The organism is Idiomarina sp. HB, assembly GCF_048059115.1.
Taxonomy (GTDB): domain Bacteria; phylum Pseudomonadota; class Gammaproteobacteria; order Enterobacterales; family Alteromonadaceae; genus Idiomarina; species Idiomarina abyssalis.
This window is the reverse complement of sequence record NZ_JAYLVU010000001.1, coordinates 334092-349801: the sequence shown is the minus strand read 5'-3', so window position 1 is coordinate 349801 and position 15710 is coordinate 334092. Positions and strand designations below refer to the sequence as shown.

21 protein-coding genes are annotated in these 15710 nt (G+C 46.2%); 1 reads left to right on the top strand and 20 read right to left on the bottom strand.

Features of this window, described 5'->3' with window-relative positions; genetic code table 11:
- Positions 1-27 precede the first annotated feature (27 nt).
- Positions 28-1665: a CTP synthase gene (locus VBY75_RS01795; RefSeq protein ID WP_199494951.1), complete on the bottom strand. Its 1638-nt coding sequence runs from the start codon at positions 1663-1665 to the stop codon at positions 28-30.
- 159 nt (positions 1666-1824) lie between these two features.
- On the opposite strand from VBY75_RS01795, the gene VBY75_RS01790 reads away from it, so the two are divergent.
- The gene (locus VBY75_RS01790) at positions 1825-2460 is read left to right on the top strand and encodes a cation diffusion facilitator family transporter (protein WP_054488074.1); all 636 of its coding nucleotides are present in this window, start codon (positions 1825-1827) and stop codon (positions 2458-2460) included.
- A gap of 22 nt (positions 2461-2482) precedes the next feature.
- Here VBY75_RS01790 and VBY75_RS01785 read toward each other — a convergent pair whose 3' ends face one another.
- The 19 genes from VBY75_RS01785 to lepB all read right to left on the bottom strand — a co-directional run bounded on the left by VBY75_RS01785 (position 2483) and on the right by lepB (position 15709).
- The gene (locus tag VBY75_RS01785) at positions 2483-2809 is read right to left on the bottom strand and encodes a MazG nucleotide pyrophosphohydrolase domain-containing protein (RefSeq protein ID WP_054488076.1); all 327 of its coding nucleotides are present in this window, start codon (positions 2807-2809) and stop codon (positions 2483-2485) included.
- On the bottom strand, positions 2809-3042 hold the full coding sequence (locus VBY75_RS01780) for a hypothetical protein (RefSeq protein ID WP_416510755.1): 234 nt from the start codon (positions 3040-3042) through the stop codon (positions 2809-2811). Before VBY75_RS01780 ends, VBY75_RS01785 begins: the two co-directional genes overlap by 1 nt.
- Positions 3043-3053: 11 nt before the next feature.
- Positions 3054-3260, bottom strand: coding sequence for a hypothetical protein (locus VBY75_RS01775; RefSeq protein WP_222235434.1), 207 nt, complete (start codon positions 3258-3260; stop codon positions 3054-3056).
- 99 nt (positions 3261-3359) lie between these two features.
- Positions 3360-3803: an energy transducer TonB gene (locus VBY75_RS01770; protein ID WP_416510753.1), complete on the bottom strand. Its 444-nt coding sequence runs from the start codon at positions 3801-3803 to the stop codon at positions 3360-3362.
- A gap of 143 nt (positions 3804-3946) precedes the next feature.
- Positions 3947-4528 carry a DUF2238 domain-containing protein gene (locus VBY75_RS01765; protein ID WP_278356099.1) on the bottom strand — a complete coding sequence of 194 codons (582 nt, stop codon included), beginning with the start codon at positions 4526-4528 and terminating at the stop codon, positions 3947-3949.
- A gap of 9 nt (positions 4529-4537) precedes the next feature.
- A complete protein-coding gene (locus tag VBY75_RS01760) occupies positions 4538-4768 on the bottom strand; it encodes a hypothetical protein (RefSeq protein ID WP_416510751.1) in 231 nt (76 codons plus the stop codon).
- Positions 4769-4856: 88 nt separating this feature from the next.
- Positions 4857-5081 (bottom strand): hypothetical protein, encoded by a 225-nt coding sequence (locus tag VBY75_RS01755; protein WP_416510749.1) that lies wholly within the window; start codon positions 5079-5081, stop codon positions 4857-4859.
- A gap of 13 nt (positions 5082-5094) precedes the next feature.
- Positions 5095-5562: an energy transducer TonB gene (locus VBY75_RS01750; RefSeq protein WP_416510747.1), complete on the bottom strand. Its 468-nt coding sequence runs from the start codon at positions 5560-5562 to the stop codon at positions 5095-5097.
- Positions 5563-5769: 207 nt separating this feature from the next.
- The gene (locus VBY75_RS01745) at positions 5770-6726 is read right to left on the bottom strand and encodes a hypothetical protein (protein WP_224797322.1); all 957 of its coding nucleotides are present in this window, start codon (positions 6724-6726) and stop codon (positions 5770-5772) included.
- A 66-nt stretch (positions 6727-6792) separates the two neighbouring features.
- On the bottom strand, positions 6793-6969 hold the full coding sequence (locus tag VBY75_RS01740; RefSeq protein ID WP_224797611.1) for a hypothetical protein: 177 nt from the start codon (positions 6967-6969) through the stop codon (positions 6793-6795).
- Positions 6969-7742 (bottom strand): nucleoside triphosphate pyrophosphohydrolase, encoded by a 774-nt coding sequence (gene mazG / locus VBY75_RS01735; protein WP_414653615.1) that lies wholly within the window; start codon positions 7740-7742, stop codon positions 6969-6971. Before mazG ends, VBY75_RS01740 begins: the two co-directional genes overlap by 1 nt.
- A gap of 41 nt (positions 7743-7783) precedes the next feature.
- A complete protein-coding gene (relA, locus tag VBY75_RS01730) occupies positions 7784-9973 on the bottom strand; it encodes a GTP diphosphokinase (RefSeq protein ID WP_222235445.1) in 2190 nt (729 codons plus the stop codon).
- 3 nt (positions 9974-9976) lie between these two features.
- Positions 9977-11338 carry a 23S rRNA methyltransferase gene (locus VBY75_RS01725; protein ID WP_278356096.1) on the bottom strand — a complete coding sequence of 454 codons (1362 nt, stop codon included), beginning with the start codon at positions 11336-11338 and terminating at the stop codon, positions 9977-9979.
- Between the two features lie 21 nt (positions 11339-11359).
- The gene (gene acpS, locus VBY75_RS01720; RefSeq protein ID WP_054488105.1) at positions 11360-11740 is read right to left on the bottom strand and encodes a holo-ACP synthase; all 381 of its coding nucleotides are present in this window, start codon (positions 11738-11740) and stop codon (positions 11360-11362) included.
- The gene (gene pdxJ / locus VBY75_RS01715; protein WP_224797603.1) at positions 11740-12468 is read right to left on the bottom strand and encodes a pyridoxine 5'-phosphate synthase; all 729 of its coding nucleotides are present in this window, start codon (positions 12466-12468) and stop codon (positions 11740-11742) included. Before pdxJ ends, acpS begins: the two co-directional genes overlap by 1 nt.
- Positions 12469-12471: 3 nt before the next feature.
- Positions 12472-13185, bottom strand: a complete 714-nt coding sequence (gene recO / locus VBY75_RS01710) for a DNA repair protein RecO (protein WP_224797318.1) — start codon at positions 13183-13185, stop codon at positions 12472-12474.
- A gap of 3 nt (positions 13186-13188) precedes the next feature.
- Positions 13189-14106 carry a GTPase Era gene (gene era / locus VBY75_RS01705; RefSeq protein ID WP_054488110.1) on the bottom strand — a complete coding sequence of 306 codons (918 nt, stop codon included), beginning with the start codon at positions 14104-14106 and terminating at the stop codon, positions 13189-13191.
- On the bottom strand, positions 14103-14792 hold the full coding sequence (gene rnc / locus VBY75_RS01700; RefSeq protein WP_199494190.1) for a ribonuclease III: 690 nt from the start codon (positions 14790-14792) through the stop codon (positions 14103-14105). Before rnc ends, era begins: the two co-directional genes overlap by 4 nt.
- The gene (lepB, locus tag VBY75_RS01695; RefSeq protein ID WP_416510741.1) at positions 14789-15709 is read right to left on the bottom strand and encodes a signal peptidase I; all 921 of its coding nucleotides are present in this window, start codon (positions 15707-15709) and stop codon (positions 14789-14791) included. Before lepB ends, rnc begins: the two co-directional genes overlap by 4 nt.
- Between the last annotated feature and the right edge of the window lies 1 nt (position 15710).

The following is a 15710-nucleotide window of genomic DNA, read 5'->3' as shown; positions in this document are numbered from 1 at the left end:
TTTAATGCTTAATCATTAGCCGGGTTATTAACCCAAACGCTCTTTATGAAATTCGCCTGCAGCTTCTATAAAGCCTTTAAATAACGGGTGCCCGTCACGCGGCGTTGAAGTGAATTCCGGGTGGAACTGTACCGCAACAAACCAACGGTGTTTCGGGTTTTCCAGAATCTCAACTAACTGCTTGTCATGCGAGTAACCCGTGATTTTTAAGCCTGCTTTTTCCAGCGGTTCAATGTAATGGTTGTTCACTTCGTAGCGATGGCGGTGACGCTCTTCAATGGTTTCTTTGCCATACATTTTAAGCGCTTTAGAACCTTTTTCTAAATGACATTCCTGTGAACCAAGACGCATAGTGCCGCCTAAGTCAGAATGCTTGTCGCGCAGTTCTTTCTGACCACTAGCGTCCATCCATTCCGTGATAAGACCAACTACCGGGTCACTGCAATTTTCATCAAACTCAGTGCTGTTAGCGCCGGTTAAACCAGCAACATTACGGGCAAACTCAATCATTGCCACTTGCATGCCTAAGCAAATGCCTAAGTAAGGAATGTTATTCTCGCGTGCGTATTTCGCCGCAATAAGCTTGCCCTCTATGCCACGATCACCAAAACCGCCTGGCACCAAAATAGCGTCCACATCTTCAAGCTTAGACGTACCTTTGGTTTCTAGGTCTTGAGAGTCGATGTAACGAATGTTTACCGTTAAACGATTTTTAAGGCCGGCATGAGCCAGCGCTTCGTTCACCGACTTATAGGCATCCGGCAGTTCAACGTACTTACCGACAAAACCGACGGTCACTTCACCATTCGGATTAGATTCTTGATACAGAACCTCTTCCCATTCATGCAAGTCGGCTTCGGGGCAATCTAAATTAAAGCGCTTGGTGACTATGTCATCCAAACTCTGGGCCTTTAACATAGAAGGAATTTTGTAAATGCTGTCTACGTCGCGCAAGCCAATAACCGCTCGCTCTTCTACATTGGTAAACAAAGCAATTTTCGAACGCTCTGTTGCCGGTAAAGAGCGATCTGAACGACACACCAATACATCTGGCTGAATACCAATAGAACGCAGTTCTTTCACAGAGTGCTGAGTCGGCTTGGTTTTCACCTCACCTGCAGCGCCTAAGAATGGCACCAGAGTCAGGTGCATAAATAAGGTGTGATCACGACCTATTTCCGTGCCCAACTGGCGAATAGCTTCAAGGAAAGGTTGTGACTCTATGTCACCTACCGTGCCGCCAATTTCAATAATGGCAATATCAAAGCCTTTACTGCCTTCAATAACACGACGTTTAATTTCGTTGGTAATGTGAGGAATGACCTGAATGGTCGCTCCTAAAAATTCACCTTTACGCTCACGGCGGATAATGTCTTCATAGACACGGCCGGTGGTGAAGTTGTTGCTGCTGGTCATACGGGTGCGAATGAAACGCTCGTAGTGTCCCAGGTCAAGATCGGTCTCAGCCCCGTCTACAGTGACAAAAACTTCACCGTGCTGAGTTGGGCTCATGGTACCCGGATCTACGTTAATGTAGGGGTCCAGCTTCATGATGGTAACGTTGAGGCCCCGTGCTTCTAGAATTGCCGCCAGAGAGGCTGCAGCAATGCCTTTACCCAGCGAGGATACAACTCCGCCGGTTACGAAAATATAGTTTGTCGCCATGTGATACCTAGTTGGTCAGGTCAAATTTGGGATTGCATTCAGACGGGAAAGTAGTATACCGAAAGACCGCCCCAACAACAAATAAAAAGCGCGCCGCCTAGTCTTTTGCAAAGCTCTTTTGTTAGTATAGCGCCAGCCAAACCCATCTGGAGTTACCTTATGTCATCCTGCTGTGGCACCACCGCACAAGAACACATCGATAAAGCACAAAGACGATTGTTATGGACTGTACTGGTTCTTAACGGCGTTATGTTTTTCGTTGAATTTATTGCCGGTTGGTTAGCACAGTCCAGTGGCCTTATTGCTGACTCACTGGATATGTTGGCCGATACATTGGTTTATGCGGTCAGTTTATACGCAGTTGGCAAAGCCATTAAATACAAGGCCAATGCCGCAATTTTTAACGGTACACTACAAACCGTCCTAGCGCTGATGGTTTTGGCTGATGTGTTGCAACGTTTAATTTTTGGCAGCCAACCCAATGCAAACATGATGTTATGGGTGGCAGGCTTAGCGCTGGTGGTTAACGTGCTTTGCTTTGCGCTTTTATACAGTTCCAGAAACGGTGATATTAATATCCGCGCCAGCTGGATATGTTCTCGCAATGACATGCTCATGAACACGGGTGTAATTGCTTCTGCTCTGCTGGTTGCTCAGCTAGACATGGCATGGCCAGATTTACTGATAGCCACAGTAATTGCTTTAATTGTGCTGCGCTCTGCAATACGCATTATTCGCGATGCTCGAGCAGTAAAAGCCGGTGATAAAACCGATATTTCGGGATGTTGTGGTTAATTTTCTCGCTAAAACTTAAAGTTCATCGACTTTTTGTCCAGGTTCGTTGCTTATTCTTCGCTTCTTTCGCTAGAAAAGCTTTTTCAAGATCTACGTTGTAACGGTTAGCAATAGCGCATAAATAAATAAAAACATCTGCCAGTTCATCATTGACCTCACCGATCTCAGATTGGTGATCTATCGCTAGCCCTTCAACTTTTCTAACAGCATTAAATAACTCACCCACTTCCTCTCCGAGTAGCAAGCACTTGTCTTTAACGGTTTGTTCAGAAAAACCCCGTTCCGCTTCAAGCTCAGTAACATAATCCTGAAAATCGGCTAAAGTAGGCTGGCTTTTTAAAGTCGGCATTATTTCTTACGCTCTCTAGCTTCCTTTTCTTTTTTGCAGTTAATTTGGTCTTCAGGATGACCATAACTGCACTCTTCTTTCATTTCCCCCAGAATAAGTGCCGCTCCTGTATAGATAGCCGCCGTAGAAGGTTTATCGGAAGAGTCGGTAGGATGAGTCAAATAGTAAAGCATGTCCGAACTTGTGCATCCCGATAAAAGTAAAGCGCCGAGAAGTAATAAAATTCTATTCATATAAAAACCTTTTATTCTGAGACCCGAACGTCATTTTTAATCACTAATGCCGCTACATAGATTAACGCCAATGGCGGGATAAAAGCTAGAATAAGCCCAATTAAGGTTGCCAGCTTAGGTGTTTGTGTTTTCCTTTTCCCAAGGTAGTAGCTTAAAATGACTATTATTGGGATAAAGATTAAAATTACTTGACCTAACAGTGTTGCATTAATATTCAAAACTTAATTCCTTATGTCGTTAAACGATTGATTCGTTCTTAGCCCACTTATAGCCTTCAAACAGGCTTCATTGGAAAAGTTTCTTACACGCTAATCTTCTTACCTTTTAGATGAGCAATTCTCAATATATTCATGGTCATCCGGGGCTTCTTTTATCGCAAAGTTTAACTGAACGGTCTTTAATATCGGTGTACGCCCCGAATTTTTTTCAGTTGCTTCCCACCTCCATTTTTGAAGTGCCGCAACCGCGTAGTCATCAAATACGCCCTTTGGATAAGATGAGCGAACTTCATACCCTTTAGCGCGTCCATCTGAACCAATACCTACAGCAACTTTGACGCAACCGGACACATCATTCCGCGCGGCTGAAGCCGGGTATTGAGGAGGGATATGTTTGCTGATAGTCCAGTACTCATCAGCAAGTTCCGAGTGCTCGGCAGCTGACAGATCCAGGAATTTTGTCTCTGTCTTATCGCTCTGGGTATTTGAGCTACAAGAAATAACGAATAGCGTGCTCGCAAAAATAACACTTACTTTTTTCAACGTCCTGTCCTTAAGCTTAAATAGCCTTCCAATGCAAAGTTGAAACATTATTTATACAGAAGTATATACCTAATTAAAAGATCAGTTCAGGATCTCTAAAGAGGTTTCGCTAGAAAAACATCACGAATACTTCACATGAAACCTTATTTACTTTTAAGTTGCTTATCATGACTCTTGGACAAGATAAACAACGAGAGAATGGCACCAATCAGAGCAAACCCCATGTCAGATTGAGTATCCCAAGCGTAACCCTGAGTACCAAGAAAGGCTTCAGCATCCTCACCGGTTGCAAGGGCAACCCACCATTCCAGTAACTCGTAAAAGGCGCTAAAGGCCAGGCATATTGAAACAATAATAATGTTGCGCCAGACAGTCCCGTTCACAATGTTTTTTCGAATTAATATTTCTCTTGCCAACAGCGCAGGCACAAAGCCCTGAAAGAAGTGACCTAACTTGTCATAGTTATTTCGCTCTGCGCCGAATAGCCCCTCGAAGAAAGGCACTTCCGCGTATGTGTAGTGTCCGCCCACCATTAAAACCACACAATGCGCCAGAATAAATGCATATAGCAGAGGCGTTAAACGAAATGAATTATAAGTGAGAGCCAACAGCACAGCCCCAATTACCGCCGGAGCTACTTCAAGCAACCAGGTAAACGGGTCTTTAGGGTTAATACCCGACCAGACTAAAACTATGATAAAAATCACTATCCAGAGGTATTTAATGGGAGTCTCCTAGTGTTCTTTCTTGACTACCTTAAAAATTGATTGATAGAGGAACGAAGCAATCACAGCAATGGCTACAAATACGCCCATATCTATCGCAAAGTTTGCAATATCAAATCCGTCACTTATTGGGTTATATTCAAAACCAAACTGATTCAGCAATATAGGGGCTCCAATAGCGGCAATAATGCAGGGAATAAGGAGCGAACCAAAAGGCATTTGATAAGATGAATCACTCACAACTTTTCTCCGAATGTCGTTAGCACGTTTTTCACTAGCTAATATGTCTAAATCTGACGTATTCCATGCAACGCATTACAACACTTCCCTAATAACTCTCTGTTTTAAGCACTTTTCGTTCTCGGTAAGGCATAATCAGAAGCCTCCAAACCCAATAACCGGTGCCTAACGCGTAAAGGATATTTTTACCAAGAAACATCCAGTCAAAGCCGGTGCCTGGCCAGTAAAAAACAATGTCAATTATTGCTCCGATGAAAACTAATAAGCAAACAACTGCGACTACAAACAAAAGAGAATCTTTTAAATCTTTCATTATTTACTCCCAGTTAACGCACCTTCATCCCACGTGAATAAATAATATCTTCCCCCGGGCAGGAATACTCTGGCTCTATCGTTGAGCAAGCCTGGTTCGCTTTATCGAAACAGAAATCGAAGCGTGTTTGTGTTTTAACGGGCTCAGAAATGAGGTTGTTGGGAAGGTCTTTCCATCTCCAGTTTGTAATAACGTCTTTGGCTGCCACAGAAAAATGCCTATTAGTAGACTCGACAACCGCAACGTCTTTGATTTCGTTATCCGGCGTTATAACGTATTCAACTGTGGCGCAGCCCTCTAGCGAATTAACAACTGCTTGCTCGGGATACCTTGCGGGAAACCTTTTTAAATCAGCCCACTTAGGCTGTGCCAACTCATTATCGGTTACTGCTAAGCTAGGGTATTCAACGGTGTTTTTTGTGGATGCGCAGCCGCTGATAGCGAGGAGACCAACTAGAGTAAAAATAAACTGCTTTATCATGCCACTTCCTCTGTGTTTTACTCATTAATCTTGCTTAACTTCTATTTAAAAGTCCGAGCAAATCGTTATAAAAACGTTAACTACAATATTTTCTTTAACCCAGAAAAGCAAATCAAGTGGCTATGAGTTTTTGCCCGCACACAACTGCTTCAACAAACTAACGTATACGCCGAGCGTCTTTGTCCATCTCTTGTTTATTCAGTTTATTCACGGCGTTTCTGAAACCGTCCCTCTTATTACTCTTTGTTCATGACGCAATTCGGTCATACAAGTATTCAATGAGTCATATACTGCGCACAAAAGGAGTGATTTTTCATCCTCTTCTTCCAGTCCCAGCCCGGGTAAAAGAGTATTCTTACAAACTCGTCGATCTGACCGACTGGAAAAATACACCGAGAAATAAGAGTAAAGCGTATCCCTGTAGCGTTTAAATTCTTCCATGTTACTCATGCGATCAGACACCACGTCAATAATACTATTCATAGCTACAAGTTTAGGAAAATCACTAAGATTATCCTCGCCACTAGCTCTCAACTCCTCAGCCGCTATAGAGCATTTCTCTAATGTCGGTATCAGAGTGCGACTCACTTTTTTTACATTTTCTTTCAGCTTCTTGTTAGGGGACGAAGAGCCGCTATAGAGAGAAATATCGCTTGAAACGTCCTCGGAAAACTTCAGGTGTGATGCAGACCCCGCAAGAGCAATAAGCAAAATTTGCGAGTAAATCCTCTCGCTCTGCTCTTCTGTGCGTGGTCGTATCGACATTAAATAGAGTTGGTCTACCAATTCGGTCCCCGGAGGATTTTTCAGTGATTGTCCCAGCTCAATGATCTCGGTAGGAGTCATACCGTGCACAATGTCACCTACCTCTTTTACTGCAGAAGGTAAGGGTCGAAATACTTCCCCATGGGACCGGTCAATCACCATTAGATTCAACGTGTGTATCATAGCTTCGTAGTCAGCTTTGGTCGTCGTGTAAGAAAGCTCGTCCAGCGACTGTGCTAATTCTTCATGAGAAGTTGCATCCAGGGTGGCGCCCTGAGAACTCTGAGCATAAGACTGAGGTGTAAAGCCAAGAACGCCAATCAAGAGCGCTCCGAGCATAAGCTGAGAACTGCATTTTAAAGCAGCAGACATTAATTTATATGATAAAAAATTAGGCATCTTCAGTCTCCAGTTTTTCAGCTTTACACTCTATAACTTACATCCACAATCGCATCACTGCCTCTATTATTTTATTTCGGAAAGCAGCTCAGGATCCGTTACCAGGTTTCTCACCCCATGAGCATGATCTTCTTCAAAGATATTACCTTCGCACCAATCACCCACCGACTCAACATCAACTTTGGCAACTTTAGAGCGAACATTCCAGGTGCCTGATTTGAATGTCAGGCTACGCCATACCACTAGACCTGCTTAGCTTGCTGCCAAAGAGCTTCAAGTTCATCGAGGTTGCAGTCGGTAGCGTTTTTACCCTGCTCACTCAAGCGCTGCTCTATAGTCTGAAAACGGCTTTTGAACTTTTCATTGGCGCGTTGCAGTGCGGCTTCGGGGTTTACTTGTTTGTGGCGGGCTAAATTTACAACGGCAAACAGCAGGTCACCAATTTCCTCTTCAATGTGGTCCTGGTCTGTAGCTTCTTTTACTTCCTGTATTTCTTCGTCCACTTTGGCGTAAACAGGCTCCGCCTCGGTCCAGTCAAAGCCCACTGACGCAGCACGTTTTTGCAGCTTAGCGGCTTTTAAAACGCTGGGCAGTTGACTGGGAATGTCATCAAACACGGAGCCTTTAGCGTCTTTCTTTGTACGCTCCTGCTGCTTTATTTGTTCCCACTGAGCCTTAATTTCCGCGTCAGACAGGTTCCGTTCGGCATCAGTACCAAATACATGAGGATGCCGGCTTATAAGCTTATCGGCGGTGTGTGCAGCTATGTCATCGAGCTCAAACTGCTGTTCTTCTCGCGCTAACTGGGCGTAGAACACCACCTGAAACAACAAGTCACCCAGTTCGTCCTTTATCGACTGCCAGTTTCCCGACTGAATAGCATCAACAACTTCATAGGTTTCCTCAATGGTGTAAGGAATTAACGAGGTCATGTTCTGCTTTAAGTCCCATGGGCAACCGCTTTCCGGATCTCGCAACTGTGCCATAACCTGTTGCAGCTGTTGCATTCCTTTCACTGAGGTACCTCCACTGTTTTATTGGCTGATGTTTTAAAGGGCTAATGTTTTAACGTGATTCGCTGGATCTGTTCAACACCGTGCACCTGTCGCAGTCTGTCCATAATTCGACTGAGTGCGTCGCTGTCTTTTACCGTTAAGGTTAACACCACCGTAGCTGACTGTGACTGAGCATCGCTTTCACTGTCCATTTGCGCTACCGCAGCCTTTTCGTTCGACAACACGCTGGTGATATCATGCAGAAGCCCGTTACGGTCTAATGCGGATACTCGCAGACTGGCACGGTATTCCTGTTTGGAGTGCCCCGACCAGGACACTTCAATGCCGCGTTCAGGGTGTTGATGCAATAAATGCGTTAACTGATCACAGTCTCTATGGTGCACAGATACGCCCCGGCCCTGAGTAATAAAACCGGTAATAGGCTCACCCGGCAAGGGCTCGCAACAATTGGCAAAGTGCATCATTAAATTACCAATGCCTTCTACCGTTACATCAGACTTCGGTGTTTTCGGCGACTGCTTGGCTTTACGACGTTTAGTTAAACGCTCAACTTTTTCTACTTCGGTTTCCTGAGGTTTCAGGAAATTAACCACCTGATGCAGGCGCACATCACCAGCACCAATGGCGGCAAGTAAGTCATCCAGTGTGGGTACATTAAATCGCCCTACCGCTTTGCTCGCGTCCTGCACATGCAACTGATGCTTCTGCAGTTCGTTTTCCAGCAGTTCTTTACCCGCCTGAAGGTTCTTTTCTCTGTCTTCTTTTTTGAAGTAGGTATGAACCTTGGCTCGCGCCCTAGAGGAATGCAAATATCCGAGCTGTGGGTTAAGCCAGTCACGCCGTGGTTGAGCATTCTTCTGAGTTAAAATCTCAACCCTGTCACCATTCTGCAATTGATAGGTAAAAGGCACAATGCGACCGTCGATCTTTGCGCCAATACACTTGTGGCCAACCTGGCTGTGAATATAATAAGCAAAGTCCAGCGGCGTAGAGCCCATGGGTAAATCGACTACCTCGCCTTTCGGGGTAAAAACGTAAACGCGGTCTTCAAATACCTGCGAGCGAATTTCATCCACCAGAGTTTCGCTGCCGGCCATATCTTCGTGCCAGGCTAATAGCTTACGCAGCCAGGCTATTTTGTCTTCAAAGCCGTGACGTTTACCAGCCGACGCGCCTTCTTTGTACATCCAGTGCGCGGCTACGCCCAGCTCGGCGTCGTCGTGCATGTCGTGCGAACGTATCTGAATTTCGACGTTTTTGTGCTCGGGACCAATAACCACCGTATGGATAGACTGATAACCGTTTGGCTTTGGTGTTGCCACGTAGTCATCAAACTCGGACGCGATATGCCGCCAGCGCGAGTGCACCACACCCAAGGCTGCGTAACAGTCTTTCAGGTTGTGCGTCAGAATACGTACAGCGCGAATATCGAACAGCTGATCAAACTGCAGATGCTTTTTCTGCATTTTGCGCCAAATCGAGTAGATGTGCTTAGGGCGCCCGTAAACGTCCGCATCGATACCTTGCTGTCTCAGCGCGTTTTGCAGCTCAGAGACAAAATTATCAATATATTGCTCGCGGTCGGTCCGACGCTCATGCAGGCGTTTGGCAATGGTTTTATAGGTATTAGGGTGCAAATAGCGAAAGGAGATGTCTTCCAGCTCCCATTTCAGCTGGCCTATGCCTAAGCGATTGGCCAACGGCGCGTAAATTTCAGCACACTCTTTGGCGGCCAGCACCCGAGTTTCTTCATCGGCTTTTTTCACTTCACGCAAGTAGCAGATACGCTCTGCCAGTTTTATCAATACGGCACGCACGTCTTCTACCATGGACAATAGCATGCGTCGCACATTATCTATTTGGCCGCCGTCGGGCTGGCCGTGCTGAAAATGCTGTAAGTCACCGATACTCTGCATTTGTTGCACATTGCGCAACAGCACTACCAGGGTTTTAGACTGTTTACCGTTTAATTTATCTAAATCGAGTTTGCCGGCTTCTAAAAGAGGCATATACAGCGCCGCCAGCAGCGATTCGGCATCGAGCTTGAGCGGAGCCAGTATTTCAACCATTTCCTGGCCTTTTAACAGCGCTGCTTCTTCTTTCGGAAATTGCTGCTTTAACTGCTCCAGAGTGCTTTCTAATGGCTCAGGATCACTCACAGCGTTCAGCCAATGCTGTTCACTGTCTTTATACTTGGGATCATCCACGTGGGTACTGCGTACATGGACCATGATTTACGACGCTCGTTCCAGACAAACCATGGTTTCAATGTGATGCGTTTGCGGGAACATGTCAACTGTGCAGAGCTTAGTTATACGGTAGTCGGAGCTCTTTTTATCAGATTTTAACCCAGCGATTATAGCCAAGTCGCGCGCGAGTGTGTCAGGCGCACAAGACACATACACAATTCGGGAAGGTCGTTGCTCAGGTTTGAGCTTTTTGAGTAATGTCATAACACCTTCCGCGCCCGGACGTGCCGGGTCCAGACACCATAAATCTGCAGGGTTCTTTAAGTCGGACGCACTAATGTCATTCAAGTCAGCAGACAGCGGCGTTAAGTTATTCAAACCGTTGGCTTCTGCGTTGCTGAGCGTTTGCTTCGCCATGCGGTAGACTCCTTCGACGGCTAACACAGATTTCGACCGGCGTGCCAGTGGAATGCTGAAATTACCAATACCTGCGAAAAAGTCATACACTCGCTGTGTTTTCTCAGGTGCTAGCCAGTCAATGGCCTGCTGCACCATACGTTCGTTAATACCGCCGTTAACCTGCAGAAAGTCACCCGGCTGAAAGTAGAGTTTGTCACCGTCTATGGAGGTATCAAAGGGTAAACCTGCGTTGTTCAGTGGCGTTAATTCGTTTTCGCTTTGCAGCCAGATATCGATATTATGTTCTGCCTGCCAGCTCCCTAGTGACTGCAGAGCGTCTTTTGGCAAGCTATCCGTTATACGCAATAAAATAACTGGCTTATTGGTGTGAATAGCTTCTAAATGGCCCAGCTTAGTTGCAATACTTGAAGTATTCAGTACCGGATACAGCCTATTCACAGCTTGCAACAAACTTTCGTCGGCCACTAAGCAGTCATCAACCGCAACAATCTGATGGCTTTGCGCTTCCCGGAAACCAATAAGCAGCTTTTGCTCTTTACCTAACCAGCGCGTTGCTAACCGCACTCGTCGGCGGTACCTTGTGGGCTCGCTAACTAGCGGTGCCTGCCAGGGCAAACTCTCGGTCGCTGAGTCAAACACACCAAACTTCTGGAACAGCTCTTCCACCACTTGTTGTTTGTGGCCTAACTGATAACTTTCAGCCACATGCTGAAAGTCGCAACCACCGCATTGGTCATAGTATTTACAAGGAGCATCCCGGCGGTCAGCGCTTGGCTCCAGAATGCGTTCAAGCGTGCCACTATGCTTGCCGGTTGTTTTGTACTGAATAACTTCGCCGGGTAAGGCCCCCATAATAAAGCGTGTTTGCTTTTTACTACCCTCACCCCGGATAACCGCCCGCGCCTGATGATCCAACGCAGAAACCTGCGCTCTCAGGGTTTTACTCACGGATTTATTACGCTTCTGCGGTTTAAAGAATTGCGCCATTTTGGTTGTTTTTAACCCAGTTTATTCAGATTCTAAAATGACCGTTGCCACGGCGTAATGCTGCTCGTCGCTTATCGACAAATGACTTGCAACAACCTTCATCTCTTCAATCCATTGTGCGGCAGTATCTGTGAAATGCCAGCCCGGCTTACCAAACTCGTCGTGAATCACTTGCATATGTTGGAATGAAAGTCCGGCCGAAATACCCCGCCCAAAGGCTTTAGCACAAGCTTCTTTAGCGGCAAATCGTTTGGCTAAATACGCCGCTTCGTCTACCGATGCGCTCATTTCTTCCTGTTCTGTCGGGGTCAATACACGCTTGGTCAAACTATCGCCTCGCGCTAACGACTTCTCGATACGAGACACTTCAATGATGTCCGTACCCAGTCCTACTATCGCCATTACCTTGCCTTATCGAGTATCTCCCGCATATCGCGGACAGCTTTATCCAGACCATCTAGTACCGCACGGGCAATAATAGAATGACCAATGTTCAGTTCTACCATTTGTGGTATTTGTGCAACTTCTAATGTGTTGTGGTAGTGCAGACCATGTCCGGCGTTTACCTGCAACCCAATAGAGTGCGCATATTCGGCAGCTTCCATTAAGCGAGCTAATTCCCGTGTTTTCTCTTGCTCGGTTTCTGCTTCAGCGTATTGCCCCGTATGCAGTTCAATAATAGGGGCACCAGCATCTTTAGCGGCGTCTATTTGCTCGCGGTCAGCATCAATAAACAACGACACCTGAATACCAGCCTCAGTCAGTCGTTGAGTTGCCTGGGTAATAGAGTTCAGTTGACCAGCAACATCAAGGCCGCCTTCTGTCGTCAGTTCTTCACGCTTTTCCGGCACCAGGCAACTGAATGTCGGCTTTGTTTTTATCGCTATATCCAACATTTCCTCTGTTACGGCCATTTCTAAGTTCATTGGCACATTCAGAGTCTGCTTTAGCATGGCAACATCGCGGTCAGTAATGTGGCGACGGTCTTCACGCAAATGAATGGTAATGCCGTCAGCACCTGCACGCTCGGCAATGCCAGCCGCAGCAACGGGGTCGGGGTAGCGCACGCCTCGTGCATTACGCAAAGTGGCTACGTGGTCAATGTTAACGCCCAGACGCAGACCTTTCATCATTTAGCTCCTTTCACTTGGGTGATTTCCGCGGAACAATTCACGACTGCGCAGTGGTTTATCGCCTAAGTAAACAGATAAAGCGTCACGCATAATGTATTTCAATTGCCGTAAACGGCTCTCGTCATCAACGTCCCAGGCGGCCAGTTTTTCAATATCAGCCACCAAATACGCTCGTTGTTGATCATCTCTGGCTTGTGTCACAAAACCATGATCGGGAATAAAATAACACCAGTCGTAATTCGATAATGCCTGACCACTATCAGCATCATAATACCAGTCAAAAGCAGCGCCAAGGTGTTGCAACAAATGCCATTCGAACTGACGTAAAGCTGGCTCTACACGCTCACTCGCGGTCATATTATGCAAAGTGGATAAATAACTTTGGAACAATTCAGAAGCTTCACCTTCTGCTGGTACCAAGCGCTGAATCAGCTCGTTAAGGTAAAAGCCGCTATAGAGTTTCTCGCCTTGTAGCTGCAACCTTTCGGTGGTCTGCTGCGGCTCGAGTAAGGTTAAGGTTTTTAACTCGCTGCGCCCCTGAAACTCGGCCAGTAGAGGTATAAAGGGCTGAGCCAGACCGCGCCATGGGCTTTTCGGGCGTTTTGCGCCTTTGGCAACAACCCGGACTCGACCGTCATCTTCGGTGAACAAGTCCAGTATCAGACTGGTTTCCTGATAGTCCCAACGATGCAACACCAGTGCCCGCTGCGCCACTGTTTAGTCCTCGCGGTAACCCAGACTCTTCAATGCACGCTCGTCGTCTGACCAGCCCGATTTCACTTTTACCCAAAGCTTCATCATCACCTTATTATCCAGCAGTTTTTCCAGGTCACGACGAGCTTCAGTGCCTATCGTTTTCAACTTACTGCCGCCCTGCCCAATAATCATACGCTTCTGCGCGTCGCGCTCTACCAGTATTAACGCATGAATATGGGTAGTTCCCTTATCAGAATGGCCGAACTGCTCAATTTCTACCGTGGTTTCGTATGGCAGCTCGTCGCCGGTAAAGCGCATCAGTTTCTCGCGAATAATTTCTGCCGCCATAAAGCGTACTGAACGATCGGTGACATAGTCTTCCGGATAATAGTGATACCCCGGTTGCAAATGACTGCGGACAATTTTGCGCAACTCGTCGATATTATCACCGTGAGTCGCCGATATTGGCAAAATAGCAGCAAATGAATGCTGTTCATTCAACCACTGCAAATGCGGTAATAATCGTTCTTTGTCTTTAAGCTGGTCGACCTTATTAACCAATAGTACAACGGGTGTTTTGCTGCGCTGAATTTTCTCCAGCACCATTTTGTCATCTTCCAACCACTTTAAGTTTTCAACAACAAAGAGCACTAAGTCGACGTCTTTTAGAGCAGACGAAGCGGTTTGGTTCATAACACGGTTAATCGCACGGGGTTCTTCTTTATGCATACCCGGCGTATCCACATAAATAGCCTGGCAGTCGCCATCAGTATCAACGCCCAGAATACGGTGTCGGGTCGTTTGAGGTTTATTGGAGGTAATACTGATTTTTTGTCCAAGCAAATGGTTAATCAGTGTCGACTTACCTACGTTAGGACGACCAACGATGGCAACAAAGCCACTGTGTTTATTCTCATCCAGTTCAATATCCAGCGTCATGCGCTCTCCTGCAAATGTTCTAAAGCGGCCGTTGCTGCTGCCTGTTCGGCTTTACGGCGGCTGGTACCTGTGCCTTTAAAAGGGTCATCGATACCTTCTACAGAACAGTTTACGGTAAATTGTTGGTTGTGAGCCTGACCCTGCGTAGCAACAACGTCGTACTCGGGTAAAGGCTGTTGGCGTGATTGCAGTAATTCTTGCAATCGGGTTTTAGGGTCTTTCTGACTGACGCCTGGCTTAATTTGTTCCAGTTGTGGCTGAAACCAGTTCAGTATCACTTGGCGGACAGTGTCTATTTCACTATCGAGATAGATGGCGCCAATAATTGCCTCTACTGCGTCAGCCAATATAGATTCACGACGATACCCGCCGCTTTTCAGCTCGCCTTGCCCCAGAGACAAAAAGTCACCCAAGCCCATCTTCTTACCAAGCTTAGCCAATGAGCGCCCACAGACTATGGCTGCGCGCATACGGCTTAAATCACCTTCGGCGACATTAGGAAACTGCTGGTATAGAGCCTCGGCTATAACCAACCCCAAAATGGAGTCACCTAAAAACTCTAAACGTTCGTTATGATTCGATGACGCACTACGGTGGGTCATTGCCTGGCGCAGCAAATCCTGCTGCTCAAAACGATGACCAACAATTTTTTCCAGTTCCGTGAACGGTGGTCTGGGCAAACTCACTCAATACTCCCTAGCCTTTCAAATCGAACTCCGGTAGGAAGCCATGACGGCAACCAACTATCGCGACTGCGATCCATTTCAAAACTCATCCAGATAAATACGGCTCGACCGACCAGTAATTCCTCATCAACAAATCCCCAGTAGCGGCTGTCACGAGAGTTATCGCGGTTATCACCCATTGCAAAGTATTGGCCTTCCGGTACCACCCATTCATCTCTTTGGGTGCCCGGCTGATTAAAGTACATTGCCATACGTGACGCAACACGCGGGTCTACGAGAATATCGTGAGTTACGTTACCTAAGTCTTCGCTGTATGTCCGTAGCGGTGACGAACCGGAAAAGTAGGTTCCGTCTTCTTTTAATGACGATTTAACGACTTTCATTTCTTCACAGTCGCGTTGACCTTCAGCACACGCCGGTTGAATATAAAGCGTTTTATTACGGTATATAATGCGATCACCGGGCAAGCCCACGATACGTTTTATATAATCAATATTTGGGTTTTCCGGATACTTAAACACAGCGATGTCACCGCGCTCAGGTTGATTTGTTTCAACTAAAGTTTCCTGAAAGACAGGGTCCTTAATACCGTAAGAGAACTTCTCTACCAGAATAAAGTCACCTTTCAGCAAAGTTGGCATCATTGAGCCGGAAGGTATCTGAAATGGCTCATACAGAACGGTGCGAACCACTAACACCAAAGCGATAACAGGAAAAATGGACTCACTCAGTTCCATTAATTTAGGCTGAGGTGCCAGACTCTCTCTTTGTTCATCGGTTAAAGCACTGGTTGTTTTGTTCTCAACCTCAGCAATAACCGCTTTGCGCTTTGGCTTTAATACTCTGGCATCGTAGAGCCAGAACAATCCGGAGATAACAGTAATAAAGGTTAAAATAATTGAAAAATAATTGGCCATT